The sequence below is a fragment of the Mesorhizobium sp. CA7 genome, from assembly GCF_020165015.1.
In the GTDB taxonomy this organism is placed as follows: Bacteria; Pseudomonadota; Alphaproteobacteria; order Rhizobiales; family Rhizobiaceae; genus Mesorhizobium.
In genome coordinates this window covers 187,304-208,531 of sequence record NZ_JAIUHH010000006.1, presented here as the reverse complement: position 1 = coordinate 208,531, position 21,228 = coordinate 187,304, and the positions used below count along the sequence as shown (strand labels likewise).

The window sequence follows — 21,228 nt, the reverse complement described above, 5'->3', positions numbered from 1 at the left end:
GCGCGGGGTGCCGTGGCAAGCCGGCTTCACGTCACGCCGCCTTAAAGCGCCGAAAGCGTCTCCGGCATGGTGGGCGCAACGAGCGCCGGCGCGGCCTGGAACGCCTTGGTCATGTCCCGTAACGTTTGGCTGGTGCGGCTGGAAAGCACCGGCGGGCGCTCGGCCTCGGCTTGCGCCGCCGCTGCGTCGGCTTCCTTCTTGGCCGCTTCCTCGGCCTTGGCCGCGACCTCCGGATCGACCCAAGGATTATCGAGACCGGGGATCGGCTTCAGATCGATGTTCTGATGCGCGTAGACCATCAGCCGCTGCCAGACCATCGCCGGCAGCGAGCCGCCTGTCATCTTGTTGGTCGCCGTGAAGTCGTCATTGCCGAGCCAGACGGCGGCTGTGTAATTGCCGGTGAAGCCAACGAACCAGGCGTCGCGGTAGGATTGCGTCGTCCCGGTTTTGCCGGCAACGACGATGTTCGGAAGCTGGGCGCGTCTCGCGGTGCCGATAACCGGCACCGCCGCCAGCATGGTGTTCATGTATTTCAGCGCCTTTTCCGACAGCACGCGGTGCGGTGGCGGCGCGTCCTTGGCCCAGTCATAGACCACGTCGCCGGTGCGGGTGACGAGCTGGGTGATGCCGTGGCGCGAGCCGACGAAACCGTTCTGCGCAAAGACGCTGTAGCCCGTCGCCTGGTCCATCACCGTCATGCCGGATGTGCCGAGCACCATGGTCTTGTGCGCTTCCAGTGGCGATTCCACGCCCATCGATTCGGCCATCGCCTTGATCGGCCCGATGCCGAGGTAGTCCTTGGCGAGCCGCACCGGCACCGTGTTGATCGACTTGGCGATCGCCGTGAGCAGCGTCACGTTGCCGGCCGATCCGCCGCTGTAATTGTGCGGCGACCAGCTGCCCCAGCTGATCGCGCCGCCGGAAACCACCGAGTCCGGCGTGAACCCGTGCTCCATCGCTGTGGCGTAGACATAAGGTTTGAAGGATGAACCCGTCTGGCGCAGAGCCTTGGTGGCGCGGTTGAACTGGCTGGTGCCATAATCCCGTCCGCCGACGATGGCGCGCACCGCGCCGTTGGTCTCGATCACCACCACCGCGCCTTCGGTGACATTGTATTCCTTGCCGAACTGGCGAAGATGGAACTCGACCGACTCCTCGGCCGCCTTCTGGATGTTGGCGTCGAAAGTGGTGTGGGCGACCAGCGAGTGCTGGCCAGGCTTGGCGATCTTCTTGACCTCGTCGAAGGCCCAATCGAGGAAATAATCCGGGCTCTTCTGCTCGCCGCGATCGACGACGTCGGCCGGATGCAGACGCGCCTGCAGCACCTGGCCCTCGGTCATGAAACCGGCATCGACCAGGTTTGACAGCACCACATTGGCGCGGGCACGGGCCGCCGGCAGGTTGATGTGCGGGGCGTATTTGGTCGGCGCCTTGAACAGGCCGGCCAGCATCGCCGCTTCGGCGAGGCTCAGATCCTTGACGCTCTTGCCGAAATAGAAATCCGCCGCCGCCTCGATGCCGAACGTGCCGCCGCCCATATAGGCGCGGTCGAGATAGAGCTGCAGGATCTCTTTCTTGGACAGGTTTGCTTCCAGCCATAGCGACAGGAAGGCTTCCTTGATCTTGCGCTCCAATGTGCGCTCGTTGGAGAGAAACAGGTTCTTGGCGAGCTGCTGCGTGATGCTGGAGCCGCCCTGGACCACGGAGTTGGCGCGCACATTCTCGAAGATCGCGCGCGACAGGCCGAGGACATCGATGCCGTAATGGTCGAAGAAACGCCGGTCCTCGGTCGCCAGCACCGCCTTGATGACGATGTCGGGCATCTCGTCGACCGGCACTGAATCGCGCTGGATGATGCCGCGCTGGCCGATCTCGTTGCCGTAGCGATCCAGGAAGGTCACGGCGAAGTCGCCCTGGCTGCGCCAGTCGCCGGTGGTGATGTCGAAAGCGGGCATGGCGAGCGCGAGCAGCACCACGAAGCCGCCGGCGCCCATGGTGAACCCTTCGCTCAGCACCTCGATGACCGTGCGGCGCCAGCCATGCACCCGGAAACGGCGGGAAAAGATGGTCGCCGCTTCCCAGAATTCGCGGGCCTTGAAGCCGATCTCGTAGAGCGAGCTATCGAACCAAGCGTCGACGCCGAGCAGCGCCGAAGCGATGCGGCCTCTTCTCCTCTTGCGTGGTTTCGAAGGACTTGCCATTCCGACTTCCGCCCCAACGCGCTTTCGCCCGAAAACAGCATGCGGGCAGTTTCAGGGTGGCACCCTGTCAAACTATTTGACCATTTTATCACCGCTCACAAGGGCAGCGAAGCCACAGCACGAGCTTTGTTGATCGGAGGTGTGCTGGCCGTCAACGGCCGATCGATATCACCGCGCCGCGATGGCTCGCATAAAATGCGCCACATCCGACGCGGTCGGTTCCTGGCCGATGAAGGATCGCTGATGGGCGGCAAGATGGCTGACGCGCGCCTTGCCGCATCGAGGCGTCTGTCACGCGAGGTTGGCCCATTCTTGCCGCGCGAATTCATAGACTTGCACGATTATGCTCCGGGGTGCTCTCGACCCGTTCATCTGAACGGCCGGCGCCACGGGAGGCAGCTGTGGTGCTTGGGAACCGCACGTCCAGCATATGTTCGACAGCATTCCATCTAGCCTCTTGGTATCGACGAAGGGCGAAGACGCTGACGGCGAATACCAACATGCCAATTCCGGTTGCCGGAACGATACCCAGGACTGCGACGGCTTTCGCCAGCACGCCGGCGAAGACACCTGCGATGACACTGGCGACGACGCTCACCATCCCCGCTGTGCTCATGAATGACTGCCAGTGCGAGGAGCGAAGGGCTTTGCTGACGAGCAATGCCTCGTCGTCGTCGTGACGGGAGTGGATCAAGTATTTCTCCACGCCTGGAGCCGTCTCCACGAAATAGTGCCGGATGCGAGCCATGCCACGTGCGAGGACCATGTCCTCGATTGCGACTTGGACCGCCCGAACGAAGGTGACGATGCCGATGAAATACAGGCAGGGAAGCAGGATCAGACTGAAAAAAACGAATGGCTGCCCCATGCGCGTTACTTGAGCGACGAATGCCAGCGCGACGGTCGTGCTGGAAACGGCGGTCAGGAAAAGGTCTGCCCGCGAATTAGCTTCCTGGATGGTGGCCGACCGCGCCGTCTGCAACACGAAATGTTCGGTCGTGAGGCATTGCAGGGTTTGATCACTGGTTTTGTCCTCGCCCGTCGCCATTGGATGCCGTCAACTCGCTGCCTTGAAATGACGCGGCTTTGTGATGCACCTTGAACTGAAACAATCTTTAATTGTTCCAAAATGCATCCGATTCTTCGTTTCATAAGGTCGCGAGACGTGGGTGTCCGACGATCGTCGGCTTGAACGAACAGATAGGAATCTCAGCGCCGGCAGGGTGCATTGCTACAGGGTCGCCAAGAGCGTCGCCCTGGCGTTGCTCGATGACGGTTTAGCCGGGGAGGGGACCGAGCTTTCCGTACACATTGTCGGGGTCGAACGGCCGGCGCGCGTCATCGCGGCCTCGCCCTACGACGCCGAAGGCAAGGCGATGCGGCAATGAGGAGGAACCGCCATGATTGAGGAAGCCGCACGCGATCTCAGGCGCGAGCGCCGCCGGGGACGCACCGGGGAGGCCGGCAGCGAGTCGAGCCGCCATCCGAATTACCGGTCACTGAAGAACCCGTTCCTGCCGCAGCCGATCTTTTCCGACGACCAGGTCGCGGCCATCCACGCTACCGCGCTGCGCGTGCTGGAGGAGCTAGGCATCAAGGTGCTGCTGCCCGAGGCGCGGACAATCTACGGCAAGGCCGGTGCATTGGTCGACGAAGACAGCCAGATGGTCAGGATCGGTCGCGACATGGTCGAAGCCGCGCTCGCCTCGGCGCCGCGCACGATTCCGGCACTCGGCGGCGACCGCTCCCGCGACCTGACGCTCGAGCTCGGCTCGATGACCTTCCTTGCCGGCTCCGGAGCCCCTAATGTCACCGATCTCGAGCGCGGCCGCCGGCCGGGAACGCTCACCGCCTTCGAGGAATTCATCAAGCTGGTTCAGCATTTCGACGTGCTGCATATGCTCGGGCCTTGCGTCGAGCCGCAGGAACTCGACAACCGCTTCCGCCACTATGCCGTCAACCGGGCGCAGCTGACGCTGTCGGACAAGTTCCCCTTCGTCTTCGCGCGTGGCACGCCGCAGGTGGAGGACGGCTTCGAGATGATTCGCCTGGCGCGCGGCCTCTCGCAGGACGAGTTCCGCGCCGGTGCCCATTGCTACACCGTCATCAACACCAACTCGCCGCGCCAGTTGGATATCCCGATGGCGCAAGGCATCGTCGACTTCGCCAAGGCCGGTCAGGTCCTGGTCATCACGCCTTTCTGCCTGGCGGGCGCTATGGCGCCGATCACGGTCGCCGGCGCGCTGACCTTGCAGCATGCCGAGGCGCTCGCCGGATTGACGCTGGCCCAGATCGCGCGGCCTGGCGCGCCGGTGGTCTATGGCTCCTTCTCGTCCAATGTCGACATGAAGTCCGGTGCTCCGGCCTTCGGCACGCCGGAGCACATCAAGGCGACGCTTGGGGCGGGGCAGCTGGCTCGCCACATCGGCCTGCCTTGGCGCTCCGGCGGCGGCAGCGCCGCCAATGTCTCCGATGCGCAGGCCGCGCACGAGACCCAGTTCGCGCTGTGGGGCTCGGTGCTGGCCGGCGCCACCGTCTGCATCCACGCCGCCGGCTGGCTAGAAGGCGGTCTCAGCGTCTCGCTGGAGAAGCTGATCACCGACGTCGAGGCGCTGCAGACGGTCGCCGAGCTTTGCGCCACGACGCCGGGCGACGAGGATGCAATTGGCTTCGAAGCGATTGCCGAAGTGCAGCCCGGAGGTCATTTCTTCTCGGCCGCCCACACCATGACGCGCTACCGCAGCGCCTTCTACGAGCCGCTGGTGGCCGACTGGTCGAACTTCGGCAACTGGACGCAGGCCGGCGGCAAGACAGCCACGGAGCGCGCGACCGACATCTGGAAGCGGATTATCGCCGACTTCCAGCCGCCAGCCACCGCTGCCGCCGCCGCGGGAGTGCTCGACGAGTTCATTGCCAGACGCACCGAAGAAGGCGGCGCGGCTCCGGTCTCATGATTTGACGAAAACATAATAAATTCTAGACCTTCGCCCTTCAGGCTATACTCAAATCGATTTGCGATCTGGCATCGGATCGCGAGCGCGGCTACGCTGCCGGAATTGGCTGCGGCGCGGAGACATGTTGGCGATGGACTGTAGATGACGGCGCCTGGCGATTTGATGCAGGCCTTGTTCCTGAGGCTGAAGACCGATGAGTCGCTGTCGGCGTTGCTTGGCGGCGCGGGCCTGCTCGAGCAGGCGAGCGACAAGGCCGCCTTTCCGCACGTCACATATGGCCGCACCAGCGCCTTCGACCTCGAGACCGGCGTCGACAACGACAATGACCAGCTGGTCACCTTGCACGTCTGGTCGAAAGCCCAGGGCGAGGCCGAGACACGCCTCATCATGGACAGCATCAAGGCGAGCCTCGATGGCGCGGCGCTGTCCATTGGCCCGCGCGGCCAGACGCGCCTGTCCCTGGAATTCGCCGAGGCGCGCTATGACGAGGATCTTGCAGTCTATCATGGATTGCTGCGCTTCCGCGCGCTGACCCAGGAAAGTGCATAGGGTGTGTTGAGATTCAGGTCAGGCCGAGTCGAAAATGATGGCTTCCGAGAACCGGCGCGGAGCGTACTTAAAGTACGTGAGCACCGGAGCGCAGGAAGCCGGCATTTGCAGGCCAGCCTCACCTGAACATCAACACACCCTAAAGCTGCGCCTGGATCGCGGCCTTGTCGATGACCGACCAGACCTCCCTTATGCGGCTGTCGTGGAATTCGTAGAACACGTTCTCGGCGAAAGAAACCCGCCTGCCGTGGACCGGCAGGCCGAACAGCACGCCTTTGGGATGGCAGTCGAAATGCAGGCGCGCCGCCACGCGCGGCGGCTCCGAGATCAGAAGCTCGACGTTGAAACGCAGGTCGGGAATGGCCTCGAAATCGCCTTCCAGCATGCGCCGATACCCCGACAGCCCGATCGTCTCGCCATTATACTGCACCTCCTCGCCGACGAACCGGCCGAGATTGCCCCAGTCCTGCTCGTTAAGGCAGACGATGTAGCCCCGGTAGAGATCGGCAATATCCTCACGCGTCATCGCATCCTCCCATGGCCGTCCGGCGTTTCTACACTAGGTAGCGCGGGGCGCGGAATCGGCAGGCCGAAAAGCGTAGCGGACCGACTGATTTTCCGGCTATGAATTTGCACCCGGGCTTGAGGGAGCGTTGGCGTCCATAGGGGGTGTGGCGGGCATGGATTTTCGATCGTTCACCGTTCATTTCACGTTCAGCCCATATGCGTTAGAACCGTGATCATGAAAAAGTTTGGCCCTCATCTCCGCAAAGCAGTGCTGGCGCTCGCCGCAGCCGGCCTCTTTGCGTCGCAGGCGATTGCCCTGCCGGTCACCGAGCCGTCGGTCGATCGGCCGGTGGTGCTCGCCGCCAGCGATTGCTACGCCATCGGCCAGCAGGTCGCCGCGCAGAATGGCGGCACGCTGGCCAAGGCCTCGCAGGCGACGCGGGGCGGCCAGCAGGTCTGCGTCATCGTCGTCCTGGTTCCCGGCAAGGAAGGCCAGCGTCCCCGCCGCTCGGAAATCGTCGTTCCGATGGGCTGACCCTGTCGTTTCCCAGGCTGGTGGAATCGGCCTATAGGTCTACCCAACAACAGGCTTCAACCCCATGCGCGTGCTCGTCGTCGAGGATGACAAGGATCTCAACCGGCAACTGGCCGACGCGCTGGTCGACGCCGGCTATGTGGTCGACCGCGCTTATGACGGCGAGGAGGGGCACTTCCTCGGCGACACTGAGCCTTACGATGCCGTCGTCCTCGATATTGGCCTGCCGCAGATGGACGGCATCAGCGTCGTCGAGCGCTGGCGCCGCGGCGGCCGCAAGATGCCGGTGCTGATCCTGACCGCGCGCGACCGCTGGAGCGACAAGGTGGCCGGCATTGACGCCGGCGCCGACGATTATGTGACCAAACCCTTCCACATCGAGGAGGTGCTGGCGCGGGTGCGGGCGCTGATCCGCCGCGCGGCCGGCCATGCCTCGTCGGAACTCACCTGCGGGCCGTTGCGCCTGGACACCAAGGCGTCCAAGGCCGACGTCAATGGCGTGCCGCTCAAGCTCACCTCGCACGAGTTCCGGCTGCTCGCCTATCTGATGCACCATATGGGCGAGGTGGTGTCGCGCACCGAGCTGGTCGAGCATCTCTACGATCAGGATTTCGATCGCGATTCCAACACGATAGAAGTGTTTGTCGGCCGGCTTCGCAAGAAGATGGGCATCGACATGATCGAAACCGTGCGTGGCATGGGCTATCGCATGCGTGAGCCGGAGGCGTGACGCGGAACCGCTGAAACCAACCATGGAAACGCGGCTTTCGAAGCTGCGGCTCTGGCCGCGCTCGCTGACCTTCCGCGTCATCGCCTTTTCCACTATCTGGGCGATCCTGACTCTGGTCGTCATCTTCACCCTCATCACCACGCTTTACCGCCAGGCCAGCGAGCGCGGCTTCGACAGCCTGCTTTCGGCGCATTTGTTCAACCTGATCGGCTCCGTCGGCATTTCCGACAACGGCGCGCTGACCGGCTCGCCCGACCTCGGCGACCTGCGCTTTTCCGAGCCGAATTCCGGCTGGTACTGGTCGGTGGAGCCTGCCTCCGAAGGCGTGCATGGCGAAATCCATTCCTCCTCGATGACCACCTCGCTCCTGTCGCCGAGCGTCGCGGAGGTCCCGTTCAATGCGAACTTCCAGCGCAGCTACTCGATGGAGGGCATCAAGGGCGAGCGGCTCGAAGTGTTCGAGAGCGAGTTCGTACTCGACGCCAAGAACCGCGCCGCGCGTTTCCGTGTCATGGGCAACCACAGCGAGCTCGAGCAGGAGATTGCGAGCTTCCAGCGTCGCCTGCTCACCTATCTCTCGCTGTTCGGCGTCGGCATGATCGCCATCAATGCCATCGCCATCCTGTTGGGCTTGCAACCCTTGCGGCGGGTCCGCAATGCGCTCGCCATGGTGCGCGAGGGCACCGCGCAGCGGCTCGACGGCAGCTTCCCGGCCGAGATCGAGCCGCTGGCCAGCGAGACCAATGCGCTGATCGAGAACAACCGGCGCATCGTCGAGCGCTCGCGCACCCAGGTCGGCAACCTTGCCCATTCGCTGAAGACGCCCTTAGCCGTGCTGATCAATGAGGGCCGCGCGCTCGGCGGCGCCAAGGGCCAGTTGATCGCCGAGCAGGCCGCTTCCATGCAGAAACAGGTCGACCACTATCTGCAGCGCGCCCGCGTCGCCGCGCAGCGCGACAGCGTCGTTTTCCGCACGCCGGTTTCGCCGCTGGTCGAGCGCATGGTGCGCGTGTTGCGGAAACTCAATCCGCAAACGAGGCTGACGCTGTCGCTGCCGCCGGCGGAAATCGTCTTTGCCGGCGAGCGCGAGGACCTGGAGGAACTGCTCGGCAACCTGCTCGACAATGCGATGAAATGGGCAAAGAGCGCCGTTGCCGTTTCGGTCGCGCTAGCACCGGGAATGAGCAACATGTTCGAAATCGTTATAGAGGATGATGGCCCGGGCATTCCCGAGGACAGCGCGCGGGAAGTTTTGAAACGTGGCAAGAGACTCGACGAGACGAAGCCGGGAACAGGGCTCGGGCTGGCCATTGTCGCCGACCTCGTCAACGAGTATGGAGGCTCGCTGGCGCTGGAACGGTCCGGCATGGGCGGCTTGAGGGCGGTGGTGGGATTGCGGAGCCTTCAATGATGTTTCTTATCGATTTGCGAGCAGCGGCCGACGGCCAAATTTCCGACAAATATCAACACTATGGCGATGAAAACGTCCTGATGGCGCGCCCCCAGTCCATCCAGTTCCATCCCGCTGAAGAGAACCGGTTGTCGGCATGAAGATTCGCGTCGCGCTCGTTTCCGCCCTGCTCGCCGTTTCCGGCTGCACGACCCTGGGTAAGGGTGGTCCGACCTCTCCCGTCACGCCTGTTTCCACGCCGCCGACCGGCGGCAAGGTGTCGACCGGCATCGTTTCGGCCATGAATGGCGGGCTTATCGGCGGGTCGATCGGTTCGGGCCTCAGCGATGCCGAAAAGCGCAAGGGCCTGGAAGCGGAATACAAGGCGCTGGAATACAACACCAGCGGCCAGAAGGTGACGTGGAAGAGCGACAACTCCTCGCATTATGGCGAGGTCGTCGCCGCCCAGCCTTACAGGGTCGGCTCGCAGGATTGCCGCCAGTACACCCACACCGTCTATACGAGCGGCGCGGGTGTCACCGCGCGCGGCACCGCCTGCCGCAATGCCGACGGCAGCTGGACGCCGCTGACCTAGAAAGAAACCCGGCCGGCCCCGTTATTCGGTCGGATTGACCCCTATCAAGGTCGGACGGCGCGTCTGCCGTCAAAGCGTCGCAGTACGTCCGTGTTGGCAGGGCAGGGCTCTGCCTTTATTGGAAGGGCCATGCTGTTCTGGGTCATAGCCGCAATCCTCACGCTGGGCGCCAGCCTGGCCGTGCTGTTGCCGCTTACCGGCGGCATGAAAGGCGCGTCGCCGGCTGGCGATCACGATCTCGAAGTCTATCGCGACCAGCTTTCCGAGCTCGACCGCGACATGGCGCGCGGCCTGATCCAGCCCGGGGAGGCCGACGAGGCGCGTGCCGAGATCGGCCGCCGCATCCTGCGTCTGGGCGCGGCCGTGCAGCCGGACGCGGCAATACTCAAGCCTGCGCGCAGCGCCAAGTGGGTCGCCAGCATAGCCGTGCTTGCGGTTCCCCTGCTGAGCTGGGGGCTCTACGGAATGCTCGGCTCTCCCGATCTACCTTCGCAGCCGCTGGCCGAACGTCTAGCCAAGAACCCGGCCGATGCCTCGGTCGACGAGCTGGTCGCCCGCGCCGAAGCCCATCTCGCCGCCAATCCGTCGGACGGCAAGGGCTGGGACGTGCTGGCTCCGATCTATCTTCGACTGCAGCGCTTTCCCGACGCCGTGACCGCCTATCGCAACGCCATCCGCCTCGATGGCGACAGCGCCGTGCGCCAGTCGGGTCTCGGCGAAGCGATCGCCAGCGCTGCCGGCGGCATTGTTTCGGCCGACGCTCAAAAAGCCTTCGAGGCGGCCCTGAAGCTCGATCCGGCCAACGCCAAGGCGAATTTCTACCTGGCGGTGGGCCTGGCACAGGAAGGCAAGAAGGCCGATGCCGTTGCCGCCTGGCAAAAGATGCTCGGCCAGCTCGCGCCGGATTCGCCCTGGCGCAGCGCCGTCCAGCAGGCGCTTGCCGAGGCGGGAGGTCCGGCTGTCGCCGATGCAGCGCCGGCCAACGGCCCCGACGCGCAGCAGGTGGAAGCCGCGCAACAGATGTCGCCGCAGGACCGGCAGGCGATGATCGAGACCATGGTCGCCGGTCTCGACGACAAATTGAAGCAGAATCCCCGCGACGAGGAAGGATGGATGCGGCTCATCCGTTCCTATGTCGTGCTTGGCAAGGCCGACCAGGCGCGCGACGCGCTCGGCCGCGCTGTCGCCGCCTTTGGTGCCGACAGTGAACAGGCCAAGAAATTCACCGCCTTCGCCGCCTCGCTCGGCCTGACGGCGACGGAGTAAGGCAATGACGCGCAAGCAGAAGCGGATGTCGGTGATCCTGGCGGGGCTGGCTTTCCTCGGCGCCGCTGCCGGGCTCACCTTCTATGCGCTGGGACAGAAGGCGTCCTATTTCTACATGCCGGCCGATCTCGCCACGGCAAGCGTGCCGCCCGGACAGCGGATCCGGCTCGGCGGTCTCGTCGAGAAGGGCACCATCATGCGCGGGCAAGGCGCCACCGTCGCCTTCTCGGTCACCGACAAGCAGAAATCGGTCAAGGTCACCTATACCGGCATCCTGCCCGATCTGTTCCGTGAGGAGCAGGGCGTCATCACCGAGGGCGCTTTCGGCCCGGACGGCGTCTTCGTCGCCGACAGCGTGCTGGCCAAGCACGACGAGCGCTACATGCCCAAGGAAGTCGCCGACGGCCTGAAGGCCAAGGGTGTTTGGCAGGAAAGCACGAACTGATGAGCAGGTTCCGCAAAAGTGCCATGCGGTTTTGCGATCAGAACCTGCGGGAGAACAGGTAACCAATGGTTGAGACCGGACACTTCGCTCTTGTCCTCGCCTTCGCGCTGTCGCTGGTGCAGATGCTGGTGCCGCTCGTCGGCGCCCGCACCGGCAGCCAGCGCCTGATGGCGGTTGGCGGTCCGGTCACGGTCACCGGCTTCGCATTGACCGCGTTGTCCTTCGCCGCCCTTGCAAGCGCCTATGCCGGCTCGGACTTCTCGGTGGCGAGCGTTTGGGAGAACTCCCATTCGCTGCAGCCGATGATCTACAAGATCACCGGCACCTGGGGGAATCACGAAGGCTCGATGCTGCTTTGGGTGCTGATCCTGACCTTCTTCGGCGCGCTGGTCGCCGTCTTCGGCAACAATCTGCCGTCAACGCTCAAGGCCAATGTGCTGGCCGTGCAGGGCATGATTGGCGCCGCGTTCTTCCTGTTTATCCTGGCGACGTCCAACCCGTTCATCCGCCTCAATCCGGCGCCGATCGAGGGCCGCGACCTCAATCCGATCCTGCAGGACCTCGGCCTCGCGATCCACCCGCCGATGCTTTATCTCGGCTATGTCGGCTTCTCGATCTGCTTCTCTTTCTCGGTCGCGGCGCTGATCGAGGGGCGCATCGACGCCTCCTGGGCACGCTGGGTGCGGCCCTGGACGCTGGTCGCCTGGATGTTTTTGACCGGCGGCATCGCCATGGGTTCCTACTGGGCTTATTACGAGCTCGGCTGGGGTGGCTTCTGGTTCTGGGACCCGGTCGAGAACGCTTCCTTCATGCCCTGGCTCGCCGGCACCGCTCTGCTCCATTCGGCCATCGTCATGGAAAAGCGTTCGGCGCTGAAGATCTGGACGCTGCTCTTGGCCATCCTGACCTTCTCGCTGTCGCTGCTCGGCACTTTCCTGGTGCGTTCCGGCGTGCTCACCTCGGTGCACGCCTTTGCCACCGACCCGGCGCGCGGCGTCTTCATCCTGTGCATCCTGACCTTGTTCATCGGCGGCTCGCTGGCGCTGTTTGCGCTGCGCGCCTCGCGGCTGACGGCGGGCGGCCTGTTCCATCCGATCTCGCGCGAGGGCGCGCTGGTGCTGAACAATCTCTTTCTCACCACCGCCACGGCAACGGTGTTGGTCGGCACGCTTTACCCGCTGGCGCTGGAGGCGTTGACCGGCGGCAAGATCTCGGTCGGCGCGCCGTTCTTCGACCTGACCTTCGGACCGCTGATGCTGCCGCTATTGGCGATCGTGCCGTTCGGCCCCTTGCTCGCCTGGAAGCGTGGCGACGTCATCGCCGCCTCGCAGCGGCTGATGGCGGCCTTCGCTTTGGCGATCGCCGCGATGCTGGTCACCGGCCTGTTCATCGACGGCGCCTCGGTCTTCGCAGTGCTTGGCGTCGGTCTTGCCGTCTGGCTGGTCGTCGGCGCGTTGACCGATCTTGCCGTCAAATCCGGTTTCGGCGCCGTGCCGCCGGCAATCATGCTGCGGCGCTTCGCCGGCCTGCCGCGCTCCGTCTTTGGCACGGCGCTTGCCCATCTCGGCCTCGGGCTGACGTTGCTCGGCATTGTCGGCACGCTCTGCTTCGGCACGGAGAAAATCCTCAGCATGCATCCCGGCGAGACGGTGGAACTCTCCGGCCACACGCTGCGCTTCGAAGGGCTCTCCCCGCGAAAAGGTCCGAATTTCACCGAGGATCGCGGCCGCTTCCTGCTGATGGGTGCCGACGGCAACGCCGATGGCATGATTACCTCCGCAAAACGCTTCTATCCGGTGCGCCAGACGGTGACTACGGAGTCCGGCATCAGGACGCTGGGCTTGAGCCAGCTTTATCTGTCGCTCGGCGACGAGAACAATGACGGCTCCGTCGTCGTGCGCCTCTGGTGGAAGCCGCTGGTCACGCTGATCTGGGGCGGCGGCCTGGTGATGATGGCGGGTGCGGCCATGTCGCTGCTCGACCGCCGCCTGCGCGTCGGCGCGCCGGCGAAGCGGCGCAAGCCGGCCGCGGTCCTGGCGAGCCCAACATGAGCGCAAGATTTTCACTCGCCTCGCTGGCCCTGCTGCTGGCGCTGTTCTTCGCCGGCGCAGCCCAGGCGGTGAAGCCTGACGAGGTGCTGCAGGATCCCGCATTGGAGGTGAGGGCGCGGGCGCTGTCCGAAGGCCTGCGCTGCATGGTCTGCCAGAACCAGTCGATCGACGAATCCGACGCCGATCTTGCTCGCGACCTGCGCATCCTCGTGCGCCAGCGCCTCGTCGCCGGCGACACCGACCAGCAGGTGATGGACTATATCGTCTCGCGCTATGGCGAGTTCGTGCTCTTGAAGCCGCGCTTCAGCCTGCGCAACGCGCTTTTGTGGGGCACGCCGGTGTTTCTGCTTCTGGCCGGCGGACTGTTCATCGTGCTCAGCGCCCGCTCGCGCCGAACTGTGCCGGACAGCACCCTGAGCGCCGAGGAACAGGCGGCGCTGGATAAGATGCTGCGCAAGTAGCGCCGTCGCCGAGCTTGGCGATTGACCGCAACCGCCCTTGGCTCATCATTCTATGGTCTGCGCGCGTCGCTCCGCTCCTGCTTCACGCTGGAATGACGAAGTCTCGGGTGCTGACGCCAAGCCTCCGAACGCGCGGCATACCTCATCCCCTGCCTGTGCGCTCGGCCTCCACGGCCTCGGTCATCGTGTCAATTTCCGCCATCGCAGCTTCGTGAGGCACCATACAGCCCGCCTTTGCGTCGGCTATCCCGCGCTTGATGTCTTCAATCATCTTGGTTTCCCAATCGGCTGATACTCGAGTTCGGTTGCTGTGGCCTGTGGTCATTTGAAACCTCGTGATCGCATGCATCGTCGCCAATTCCCAACATTACAAAACTTTCATGTACCGGAAATGGCGCCGTAATGTGCGGCTCTCTAATCCTCTTGCCCGAGGATGCTTCGCCTGAGTGCATCCACGTCGATAGAGGATAGGAAACCCCATGAATAATGCCCCCAATTCATTTGCCTCCACCCGCAAGCGCCTGATGGCGGCTGCAGCGTCCCTGGCCGTTATCGGTGCGGTCGGCGTGGGCGCGCTTGCCACCGGCACCGCCCCCGTGCTGGCCGATGCCGTGCGCGTCGAAGCCCCGCAGGTGCCGAGCTTCGCCGATGTCGTTGAGCATGTCTCGCCGGCGGTCGTCAGCGTCAAGGTCAAGGCCAAGATCCAGCCGACGGCCGACGATGGTTCCGACGACCAGGACGGTTTCGACAACCTGCCGGACAATCCGCAGCTGCGCCGCTTCTTCAAGGAATTCCGTGGCTTCGGTGACCAGGGTGGCCAGTTCGGCATGCGCCGCTTCGACCACCGCGACCATGGCAATGGCCAGCCTCGTCCGATCGCTCAGGGCTCGGGCTTCTTCATCTCCGAGGATGGCTATCTCGTCACCAACAACCACGTCGTCTCGGAAGGCTCGGATTTCAGCGTCGTCACCAATGACGGCAAGGAGCTCGACGCCAAGCTGATCGGCACCGATCCGCGCACCGATCTCGCCGTGCTCAAGGTCGATGGCGGCGGCAACAAGTTCACCTATGTCGACTTCGCCGACGATTCCAAGGTCCGCATCGGCGACTGGGTGGTCGCCGTCGGCAATCCGTTCGGCCTGGGCGGCACTGTCACCGCGGGAATCGTCTCGGCCCGCGGCCGCGACATCGGCGCCGGCCCTTATGACGACTTCATCCAGATCGACGCTTCGGTCAACCGCGGCAATTCGGGCGGTCCGACCTTCAACCTCAACGGCCAGGTGATCGGCATCAACACCGCCATCTTCTCGCCGTCGGGCGGCAGCGTCGGCATTGCCTTCGATATCCCGGCCTCGACCGCCAAGCAGGTGGTCCAGGACCTGATGAAGAGCGGCTCGGTCCAGCGCGGCTGGCTCGGCGTCGAGATCCAGCCGGTCACCTCCGATATCGCCGAGTCGCTCGGCCTGAAGTCGGACAAGGGCGCGCTGGTCTCGAGCGCCCAGGATGGCGGGCCGGGCAAGAAGGCGGGTATCGTCGCGGGCGACGTGATCACCAAGGTCGACGGCAAGGATGTCGCCTCGCCGAAGGAGCTCGCCCGGATGATCGGTGCATTCGCGCCGGGCAAACCGGTCGATGTCACCGTCTGGCGCAACGGCAAGGACGAGACCGTCAAGGTCGATCTCGGCACGCTGCCGGCAAGCGACAAGCAGGCCTCGAACGACGACAGCAACAAGCAGTCGGCGCCGGCGGCCAAGGCCGACACGCTTGCCGATCTCGGCCTGACCGTCACCAAGGCGGAAAAAGGCAAGGGCCTCGTGGTCACCGACGTCGATCCCGACAGCGATGCGGCCGACCGAGGCATCCAGCCCGGCGACGTCATCACCTCGATCAATTCGAACGACGTGAACACCACCGACGACGTGTCCAAGGCGATGACGGATGCCGCCAAGGCCGGCCGCAAGGCCGTGCTGATGCAGATCACCCGCGACGACTCGAATCGCTTCGTGGCGCTGCCGGTCGGCAAGGGCTGACATCGACTTTCAGCTTCCCCATGGCGGTATCAACACCCCCGAGCCGCCGTGGGGAAACATGGGGCCGAGCACGTAAGTCAGTCACCGTGTTTCGCTCCTGACGGCAGCGGGTTTCCCATCACCCGCTGCCGTTTTAACTTGAAGGCAAGACGATATGACTGCCCCTCAACCTTCCAATGAAATCGCGTATAACGGCTCCATGAAGATTCTCGTCATGGAAGACGATCGCGAGGCGGCGGACTACTTGCAGAAAGCCTTCGCCGAGGCGGGCCACACCGCCCATGTCGCCGGCGACGGCGAGACCGGCTTCGCGCTCGCCGATGCCGGCGACTATGACGTGATGGTGGTCGACCGCCTGATGCCGCGCCGTGACGGCCTGTCGGTGATCGCCGCGCTTCGCTCGCGCGGCAACACCACGCCGGTGCTGATCCTTTCGGCGCTGGGCGAGGTCGACGACCGGGTCACCGGATTGCGCGCCGGCGGCGACGATTACCTCACCAAGCCCTACGCCTTTTCCGAATTGCTCGCCCGCGTCGAGGTGCTGAACCGCCGCGCCAGCGCGCGCGAGTCCGAGACGGTCTACCGCGTTGGCGATCTCGAGCTCGACCGGCTGTCGCATTCGGTCAAGCGCGCCGGCCGCGAGATCACGCTGCAGCCGCGCGAGTTCCGCCTGCTCGAATATCTGATGCGCCATGCCGGCCAGGTGGTGACGCGCACCATGCTTCTGGAAAATGTCTGGGACTATCATTTCGATCCGCAGACCAACGTCATCGATGTCCACGTCTCGCGCCTACGCGGCAAGATCGAAAAAGGCTTCGACAAGCCGATCCTGCACACGATCCGCGGCGCCGGCTACATGCTGAAAGGCGGCTAGAACCCGTTATGGCATTGTCCCTGCCGGCCATCATGAAGACGACGGCGGCCCGGCTTTCGGCGCTTTATCTTCTGCTTTTCGCGCTCTGCGCGGTGCTGCTCGTCCTCTACATGACGTCGCTGTCGGCGCGCATGCTGACCGCGCAGACGCAGGAGACCATCAACGACGAGGTGCTGGGCCTGGCCCGCGCCTATCAGCGCGGCGGCCTGCCGGTGCTGGTGCGCGTCGTCGAGGCCCGCTCGCGCCAGCCCGGCGCCAATCTCTATCTGATCGCCGACGCCAACGGCCAGATCTTGACCGGCAATGTGCAGAGCCTGGAGCCCGGGGTCATCGAGACCGAGGGCTGGACGACGGACCCGTTTTCCTACCAGCGCTTCGGCGAAGGCGAGCTCGATCGGCTGCGCAGCGGCGGTTCGGACCAGACCACGCCTCCGGCCAACGAGGGCAACACTCCACAATCGACAGGTGAGAAGGGGCACAACGCCATCGCGTTGGTGCTGAGACTGCCCAACCAGATGATCATGCTGGTCGGCCGCGATCTTGGCGAGCCCGAGCGCTTCCGCGCCGTCATCAGCCGCGCGTTGACCCTGGCGCTTGGCATGATGGGTTTGGGCGGCATCCTGATCTGGTTCTTCGTCGGGCGCGCCGCGCTAAAGCGCATCGACAGCGTCTCGGACGCCAGCCGCCGCATCATGGGCGGCGATTTGTCCGGACGGCTGCCGGTCACCGGCGCCGGCGACGAATTCGACCGCCTGTCCGAAAACCTCAATTCGATGCTGGCCAGGATCGCCATGTTGAACGAGGGGCTGAAGCAGGTCTCCGACAACATCGCCCATGATCTGAAGACGCCGCTGACCAGACTGCGCAACCGCGCCGAGGCGACGCTCGCCGGCAGGCACAAGACGGAGGAGTACCGCCAGGCGCTTGAAGGCACGATCGCGGAGTCCGACCAGCTCATCAAGACGTTCAACGCCATCCTGATGATCTCGCGCCTGGAGGCCGGCTACTCCTCGGAACAGACCGGTCCCGTCGATCTCGCCGCCACGGTGAGCGATGTCGTCGAGCTTTACGAGCCGGTGGCGGAGGAGGCGGGGGTTGCCCTGGAAACGACCGTGTCCGAGGCCTTCACGATCAACGGCAATCGCGAGCTGATCGGCCAGGCGTTGTCCAACATCGTCGACAACGCCATCAAATACTCGACCGACGCTGCCGAGGCGCCGAAAGTACGGGTGGTCCTGGAGCGCGCTGGCAACGAGATCAAGCTTGCCGTCACCGACAATGGCCACGGCATCCCGGACGACGCCGATCGCGCCCGCGCCACCGAGCGCTTCGTGCGCCTGGAAAAGAGCCGCTCGCAACCGGGCTCGGGCCTCGGCCTCAGCCTCGCCAAGGCAATCATGACTTTCCACAACGGCAGGCTTGATCTTTTGCCCGCCAATCCCGGATTGTCCGTGGTCATGAGTTTCCCGTTGCGGGAGACGCATTGACAGCGCGGACAAATGGCGAAGAAGAAAATCGAATCCGAGTTCCGGCTTAGCCCGACAGTGGCGCTCCGCCCCCTTGATGCGGAGCATGCCCGGCGTGAATTGTCGGAAATCGCCGATGCCGCCGAGGAAGAGGGGCTTTCGCGCCTCGCCGCGTTCCTGGCGGGCGAGGGGCCAGTGCAGGAGCTGCTGGCGGCCGTCTTCGACCTCTCGCCCTTCCTGCGCGATGTGGCGCGCCGCCGGCCATCCGTTCTCGACACGCTGTTCGACCGGACGGTCGAAGCGCGGCTCGGCGCCATCGGCGAAGCAATAGGCGGCGCGGCCAGGGTGGATGACGCCTCGGAGTCGAGCCTGATGATGGCGTTGCGACAATGCAAGACCGAAGCGCATTTCCTGATCGCGCTGGCCGACCTTTCGGGCGAGGCGGAGACCTCGGTGACGGTGCGCCGTCTCAGCGATCTCGCAGATGCCTGCACAAAAGCCGCTGTCGATTTCCTGCTGCTCGACGCGCAACGGCAAGGCAAGCTCAAGCTGCCGGATCGGGCCGAACAGGCGAAGGATTCGGGCTGGATCCTGCTCGGCATGGGCAAGCTCGGCGCGCATGAGCTGAATTTTTCCTCCGACATCGATCTCGTCGTCTTCTTCGATCCGGAGGCGCCGGCCGTCATCGATCCGCTCGACGCCACCGAGCTGTTCTCACGCCTCACCCGCCGGCTCGTGCGCATCCTGCAGGACCGTACCGAGCACGGCTATGTCTTCCGCACCGATCTGAGGCTCCGCCCCGATCCCGGCTCGACACCGCTGGCGATCCCCGTCGAGGCCGCACTTCGCTATTACGAGGCGCGCGGCCAGAACTGGGAGCGGGCGGCCATGATCAAGGCGCGGCCGGTTGCCGGCGACCTTGCCGCGGGCGCGGCCTTCCTCAAGGAATTGCAGCCCTATGTCTGGCGCAAATACATGGACTATGCGGCGATCGCCGACGTCCATTCGATCAAGCGCCAGATTCATGCCCACAAGGGCCATGGCGAGATCGCGGTGAAGGGCCATAACGTCAAGCTCGGCCGCGGCGGCATCCGCGAGATCGAGTTCTTCGTCCAGACCCAGCAGCTCATCGCCGGCGGCCGCTTCCCGGAGCTGCGCGGCCGCGAAACCGTGCCGATGCTCGCAGCGCTCGCCGCGCGCGGCTGGATCACCGCCGACGCGCGCGACGCGCTCACGCGACAATACTGGTTCCTGCGCCGCGTCGAGCATGCCATCCAGATGGTGGCGGACGAGCAGACGCATATCCTGCCGGAAGAAGACGAGGAGCTGAAGCGCATCGCGCTGATGCTGGGTTTTGCCGGCGAGGCGGAATTCACCCAGGCCTTCCGCGCCTCGCTGCAGCAGGTCGAGCGCCATTATGCGGCGTTGTTCGAAACTGCTCCCGAGCTTTCGGCCGGCGTCGGCAATCTGGTCTTCACCGGCGATGTCGACGATCCCGACACGCTGCAGACGCTCGATCGCCTGGGCTTCCAGCGGCCTAGTGACATCTGCCGTGTCATCCGCGGCTGGCATTTCGGCCGCTACCGCGTCACCCAGTCGGCCGAGGCGCGCGAGCGGCTGACCGAATTGACGCCGGCACTGCTCAAAGCCTTCGGCCAGACGCGGCGCGCCGACGAGGCGCTGATGCGCTTCGACGAGTTCCTCGCCGGCCTGCCGGCCGGTATCCAGCTTTTCTCGCTGCTGCAGTCGAACCCGGCGCTGCTCAAGCTGATGGCGACCATCATGGGCGCCGCGCCTCGGCTGGCGGCCATCATCACGCGTCGTCCGCATGTCTTCGACGGACTGCTCGATCCGGCATTGCTCACCGAACTGCCGGATCGCGCCTATCTCTCGGCCCGGCTTGCCGCCTTTATCGAAGGCGACCGCGCCTATGAGGATGTGCTCGACCGGCTGCGCATCTTCGCTTCCGAGCAGAAATTCCTGATTGGTGTTCGCCTGCTTGCCGGCTCTATCGATCCGGCGCGGGCGGGGCGCGCCTTCTCGGATCTCGCCGATCTCACCATCGAAGCGGCGCTCGACGCCGTGATTGCCGAATTCGCGCTGCGCCACGGCAGCATCGCGGGCGGCAGGGTGGCGCTGCTCGGCATGGGCAAGCTGGGCAGCCGCGAGCTCACGGCGGGTTCGGATGTCGATCTCATCCTGCTCTATGACCACGACACCGACGCCGAGGACTCCGACGGCGAGAAGCCGCTGGCGCCTTCGCATTACTATACCCGCATGACGCAGCGCCTGATCGCGGCCGTCTCGGCGCCGACGGCCGAAGGTGTGCTCTACGAGCTGGATCTGCGCCTGCGTCCATCAGGCAACAAGGGGCCGGTCGCCACCCATATCGACGCGTTCAAAAAATATCAGCGCCAGGACGCCTGGACCTGGGAGCACATGGCGCTGGCACGGGCCCGCGCCATCGGCGGCGACGCCGAGCTCTGCGCCGAGCTCGAGACGGAAGTGGCGGCGGTACTGGCGCAGCCGCGCGACGCGGCCAAGGTCAAAGCCGAGGCCTCGGACATGCGTGCGCTGATCGAGAAGGAGAAGGCGCCGCGCGATCTCTGGGACATCAAGCTGATCCCGGGCGGGCTCATCGACCTGGAATTCATCGCGCAGGTCGCGGTCATTACCGGCGCGATCGAACCTGGCCGCCGGGTCACGGCGACTGCCGACATTCTGGCCCGGCTTTCTCCGGACTTCGCCGCAGCCGATATGCGTGAAGAGCTTGGCGAGGCCTATCGGCTCTATCTGGCGCTGACCCAGATGATCAGGCTTTGCCTCACCGGCGAGTTCCAGCGCGACGATGTCCCGCCGGGACTCTCGGATCTGCTGCTCGCGGTCACCGACCTGCCGGATTTCGCTGTGCTGGAAGCACATCTCAAGGAGATGTCGCAGAAGGTCAGGAGAGATTTCGACCGTCTGCTTCGTGCGGGAGCGTCGCCATCAACCGCATCGTTGCCATGAGATTCCCCAGGTGGCACATTAGCCACAGTTAATATTAATCGGCGATCCGGTCTTGCGCCAGTGGCAGAGGTGTCCCGTAATGGGTCAATAGGTCTGGCACCGCAATTGCACTGTCAGCAATGCCGGGGTCAACCATCACCCCGACGATGGGGGGCCCCGCCGCTT

20 protein-coding genes are annotated in these 21,228 nt (G+C 64.6%); 16 read left to right on the top strand and 4 right to left on the bottom strand.

All coding sequences use genetic code 11. The features are described from left to right. Nucleotides 1-41: 41 nt before the first annotated feature. Both LB552_RS14950 and LB552_RS14945 read right to left on the bottom strand, forming a co-directional pair. Nucleotides 42-2,201 (bottom strand): transglycosylase domain-containing protein, encoded by a 2,160-nt coding sequence (locus tag LB552_RS14950; RefSeq protein ID WP_224607650.1) that lies wholly within the window; start codon nt 2,199-2,201, stop codon nt 42-44. 325 nt (nt 2,202-2,526) lie between these two features. Next, nucleotides 2,527-3,249 (bottom strand): hypothetical protein, encoded by a 723-nt coding sequence (locus LB552_RS14945; RefSeq protein WP_224607647.1) that lies wholly within the window; start codon nt 3,247-3,249, stop codon nt 2,527-2,529. A 121-nt stretch (nt 3,250-3,370) separates the two neighbouring features. Between LB552_RS14945 and LB552_RS14940 the strand changes: the two genes are divergently transcribed. The 3 genes from LB552_RS14940 (at nt 3,371) to LB552_RS14930 (ending at nt 5,704) form a co-directional block, all read left to right on the top strand. Next, nucleotides 3,371-3,589, top strand: coding sequence for a glycine cleavage T C-terminal barrel domain-containing protein (locus tag LB552_RS14940; protein ID WP_224607644.1), 219 nt, complete (start codon nt 3,371-3,373; stop codon nt 3,587-3,589). 12 nt (nt 3,590-3,601) lie between these two features. Continuing rightward, nucleotides 3,602-5,155, top strand: a complete 1,554-nt coding sequence (locus LB552_RS14935) for a trimethylamine methyltransferase family protein (RefSeq protein WP_224607641.1) — start codon at nt 3,602-3,604, stop codon at nt 5,153-5,155. Between the two features lie 141 nt (nt 5,156-5,296). Beyond that, a complete protein-coding gene (locus tag LB552_RS14930; protein WP_224544169.1) occupies nt 5,297-5,704 on the top strand; it encodes a DUF3168 domain-containing protein in 408 nt (135 codons plus the stop codon). 139 nt (nt 5,705-5,843) lie between these two features. Here the strand turns inward: LB552_RS14930 and LB552_RS14925 are convergent, their stop codons facing one another. Next, complete coding sequence (locus tag LB552_RS14925; protein ID WP_140845766.1) at nt 5,844-6,230, bottom strand: ester cyclase; 387 nt, start codon at nt 6,228-6,230, stop codon at nt 5,844-5,846. A gap of 216 nt (nt 6,231-6,446) precedes the next feature. Here LB552_RS14925 and LB552_RS14920 point away from each other — a divergent pair, with 216 nt between their 5' ends. The 9 genes from LB552_RS14920 to LB552_RS14880 all read left to right on the top strand — a co-directional run bounded on the left by LB552_RS14920 (nt 6,447) and on the right by LB552_RS14880 (nt 13,684). Beyond that, nucleotides 6,447-6,746 (top strand): hypothetical protein, encoded by a 300-nt coding sequence (locus LB552_RS14920; protein ID WP_095766886.1) that lies wholly within the window; start codon nt 6,447-6,449, stop codon nt 6,744-6,746. 64 nt (nt 6,747-6,810) lie between these two features. Continuing rightward, a complete protein-coding gene (locus tag LB552_RS14915; protein ID WP_041002188.1) occupies nt 6,811-7,476 on the top strand; it encodes a response regulator transcription factor in 666 nt (221 codons plus the stop codon). 22 nt (nt 7,477-7,498) lie between these two features. Beyond that, nucleotides 7,499-8,887 (top strand): ATP-binding protein, encoded by a 1,389-nt coding sequence (locus LB552_RS14910; protein WP_224544168.1) that lies wholly within the window; start codon nt 7,499-7,501, stop codon nt 8,885-8,887. After that, nucleotides 8,884-9,027 (top strand): hypothetical protein, encoded by a 144-nt coding sequence (locus LB552_RS14905; protein ID WP_224607638.1) that lies wholly within the window; start codon nt 8,884-8,886, stop codon nt 9,025-9,027. Before LB552_RS14910 ends, LB552_RS14905 begins: the two co-directional genes overlap by 4 nt. Next, the gene (locus LB552_RS14900) at nt 9,024-9,461 is read left to right on the top strand and encodes a hypothetical protein (RefSeq protein WP_140845770.1); all 438 of its coding nucleotides are present in this window, start codon (nt 9,024-9,026) and stop codon (nt 9,459-9,461) included. The genes LB552_RS14905 and LB552_RS14900 overlap by 4 nt, the downstream gene beginning before the upstream one ends. 129 nt (nt 9,462-9,590) lie before the next feature. After that, nucleotides 9,591-10,727, top strand: a complete 1,137-nt coding sequence (ccmI, locus tag LB552_RS14895; protein ID WP_224607635.1) for a c-type cytochrome biogenesis protein CcmI — start codon at nt 9,591-9,593, stop codon at nt 10,725-10,727. Nucleotides 10,728-10,731: 4 nt separating this feature from the next. Further along, complete coding sequence (ccmE, locus tag LB552_RS14890; protein WP_140845772.1) at nt 10,732-11,172, top strand: cytochrome c maturation protein CcmE; 441 nt, start codon at nt 10,732-10,734, stop codon at nt 11,170-11,172. 65 nt (nt 11,173-11,237) lie between these two features. Continuing rightward, nucleotides 11,238-13,223 (top strand): heme lyase CcmF/NrfE family subunit, encoded by a 1,986-nt coding sequence (locus tag LB552_RS14885; RefSeq protein ID WP_224607632.1) that lies wholly within the window; start codon nt 11,238-11,240, stop codon nt 13,221-13,223. Next, nucleotides 13,220-13,684 (top strand): cytochrome c-type biogenesis protein, encoded by a 465-nt coding sequence (locus LB552_RS14880; protein WP_224607629.1) that lies wholly within the window; start codon nt 13,220-13,222, stop codon nt 13,682-13,684. The genes LB552_RS14885 and LB552_RS14880 overlap by 4 nt, the downstream gene beginning before the upstream one ends. A gap of 142 nt (nt 13,685-13,826) precedes the next feature. On the opposite strand, the gene LB552_RS29640 is transcribed toward LB552_RS14880, so the two are convergent. Beyond that, nucleotides 13,827-13,955 carry a hypothetical protein gene (locus LB552_RS29640; protein WP_263481630.1) on the bottom strand — a complete coding sequence of 43 codons (129 nt, stop codon included), beginning with the start codon at nt 13,953-13,955 and terminating at the stop codon, nt 13,827-13,829. Nucleotides 13,956-14,163: 208 nt separating this feature from the next. Between LB552_RS29640 and LB552_RS14875 the strand changes: the two genes are divergently transcribed. The 4 genes from LB552_RS14875 (at nt 14,164) to LB552_RS14860 (ending at nt 21,063) form a co-directional block, all read left to right on the top strand. Then, on the top strand, nt 14,164-15,714 hold the full coding sequence (locus LB552_RS14875) for a Do family serine endopeptidase (RefSeq protein WP_224607626.1): 1,551 nt from the start codon (nt 14,164-14,166) through the stop codon (nt 15,712-15,714). A 199-nt stretch (nt 15,715-15,913) separates the two neighbouring features. Beyond that, entirely contained in the window at nt 15,914-16,588 is a 675-nt protein-coding gene (locus LB552_RS14870) for a response regulator transcription factor (RefSeq protein ID WP_040991372.1), read from the top strand. Nucleotides 16,589-16,596: 8 nt separating this feature from the next. Next, the gene (locus LB552_RS14865) at nt 16,597-18,075 is read left to right on the top strand and encodes a sensor histidine kinase (protein ID WP_224529848.1); all 1,479 of its coding nucleotides are present in this window, start codon (nt 16,597-16,599) and stop codon (nt 18,073-18,075) included. Nucleotides 18,076-18,087: 12 nt separating this feature from the next. Further along, nucleotides 18,088-21,063: a bifunctional [glutamine synthetase] adenylyltransferase/[glutamine synthetase]-adenylyl-L-tyrosine phosphorylase gene (locus tag LB552_RS14860; RefSeq protein WP_224607623.1), complete on the top strand. Its 2,976-nt coding sequence runs from the start codon at nt 18,088-18,090 to the stop codon at nt 21,061-21,063. The last annotated feature ends 165 nt before the right edge of the window (nt 21,064-21,228 follow it).

Bases quoted from the DNA above. Each gene is read 5' to 3' on its own strand.
- LB552_RS14930 (WP_224544169.1), top strand. From the start codon at position 5,297: ATGACGGCGCCTGGCGATTTGATGCAGGCCTTGTTCCTGAGGCTGAAG.
- LB552_RS14880 (WP_224607629.1), top strand. From the start codon at position 13,220: ATGAGCGCAAGATTTTCACTCGCCTCGCTGGCCCTGCTGCTGGCGCTG.
- LB552_RS14925 (WP_140845766.1), bottom strand. From the start codon at position 6,230: ATGACGCGTGAGGATATTGCCGATCTCTACCGGGGCTACATCGTCTGC.
- LB552_RS29640 (WP_263481630.1), bottom strand. From the start codon at position 13,955: ATGATTGAAGACATCAAGCGCGGGATAGCCGACGCAAAGGCGGGCTGT.
- LB552_RS14860 (WP_224607623.1), top strand. From the start codon at position 18,088: ATGGCGAAGAAGAAAATCGAATCCGAGTTCCGGCTTAGCCCGACAGTG.
- LB552_RS14945 (WP_224607647.1), bottom strand. From the start codon at position 3,249: ATGGCGACGGGCGAGGACAAAACCAGTGATCAAACCCTGCAATGCCTC.
- ccmI (WP_224607635.1), top strand. From the start codon at position 9,591: ATGCTGTTCTGGGTCATAGCCGCAATCCTCACGCTGGGCGCCAGCCTG.
- LB552_RS14920 (WP_095766886.1), top strand. From the start codon at position 6,447: ATGAAAAAGTTTGGCCCTCATCTCCGCAAAGCAGTGCTGGCGCTCGCC.
- LB552_RS14950 (WP_224607650.1), bottom strand. From the start codon at position 2,201: ATGGCAAGTCCTTCGAAACCACGCAAGAGGAGAAGAGGCCGCATCGCT.
- LB552_RS14870 (WP_040991372.1), top strand. From the start codon at position 15,914: ATGAAGATTCTCGTCATGGAAGACGATCGCGAGGCGGCGGACTACTTG.
- ccmE (WP_140845772.1), top strand. From the start codon at position 10,732: ATGACGCGCAAGCAGAAGCGGATGTCGGTGATCCTGGCGGGGCTGGCT.
- LB552_RS14900 (WP_140845770.1), top strand. From the start codon at position 9,024: ATGAAGATTCGCGTCGCGCTCGTTTCCGCCCTGCTCGCCGTTTCCGGC.
- LB552_RS14915 (WP_041002188.1), top strand. From the start codon at position 6,811: ATGCGCGTGCTCGTCGTCGAGGATGACAAGGATCTCAACCGGCAACTG.
- LB552_RS14885 (WP_224607632.1), top strand. From the start codon at position 11,238: ATGGTTGAGACCGGACACTTCGCTCTTGTCCTCGCCTTCGCGCTGTCG.
- LB552_RS14910 (WP_224544168.1), top strand. From the start codon at position 7,499: ATGGAAACGCGGCTTTCGAAGCTGCGGCTCTGGCCGCGCTCGCTGACC.
- LB552_RS14865 (WP_224529848.1), top strand. From the start codon at position 16,597: ATGGCATTGTCCCTGCCGGCCATCATGAAGACGACGGCGGCCCGGCTT.
- LB552_RS14905 (WP_224607638.1), top strand. From the start codon at position 8,884: ATGATGTTTCTTATCGATTTGCGAGCAGCGGCCGACGGCCAAATTTCC.
- LB552_RS14935 (WP_224607641.1), top strand. From the start codon at position 3,602: ATGATTGAGGAAGCCGCACGCGATCTCAGGCGCGAGCGCCGCCGGGGA.
- LB552_RS14875 (WP_224607626.1), top strand. From the start codon at position 14,164: ATGAATAATGCCCCCAATTCATTTGCCTCCACCCGCAAGCGCCTGATG.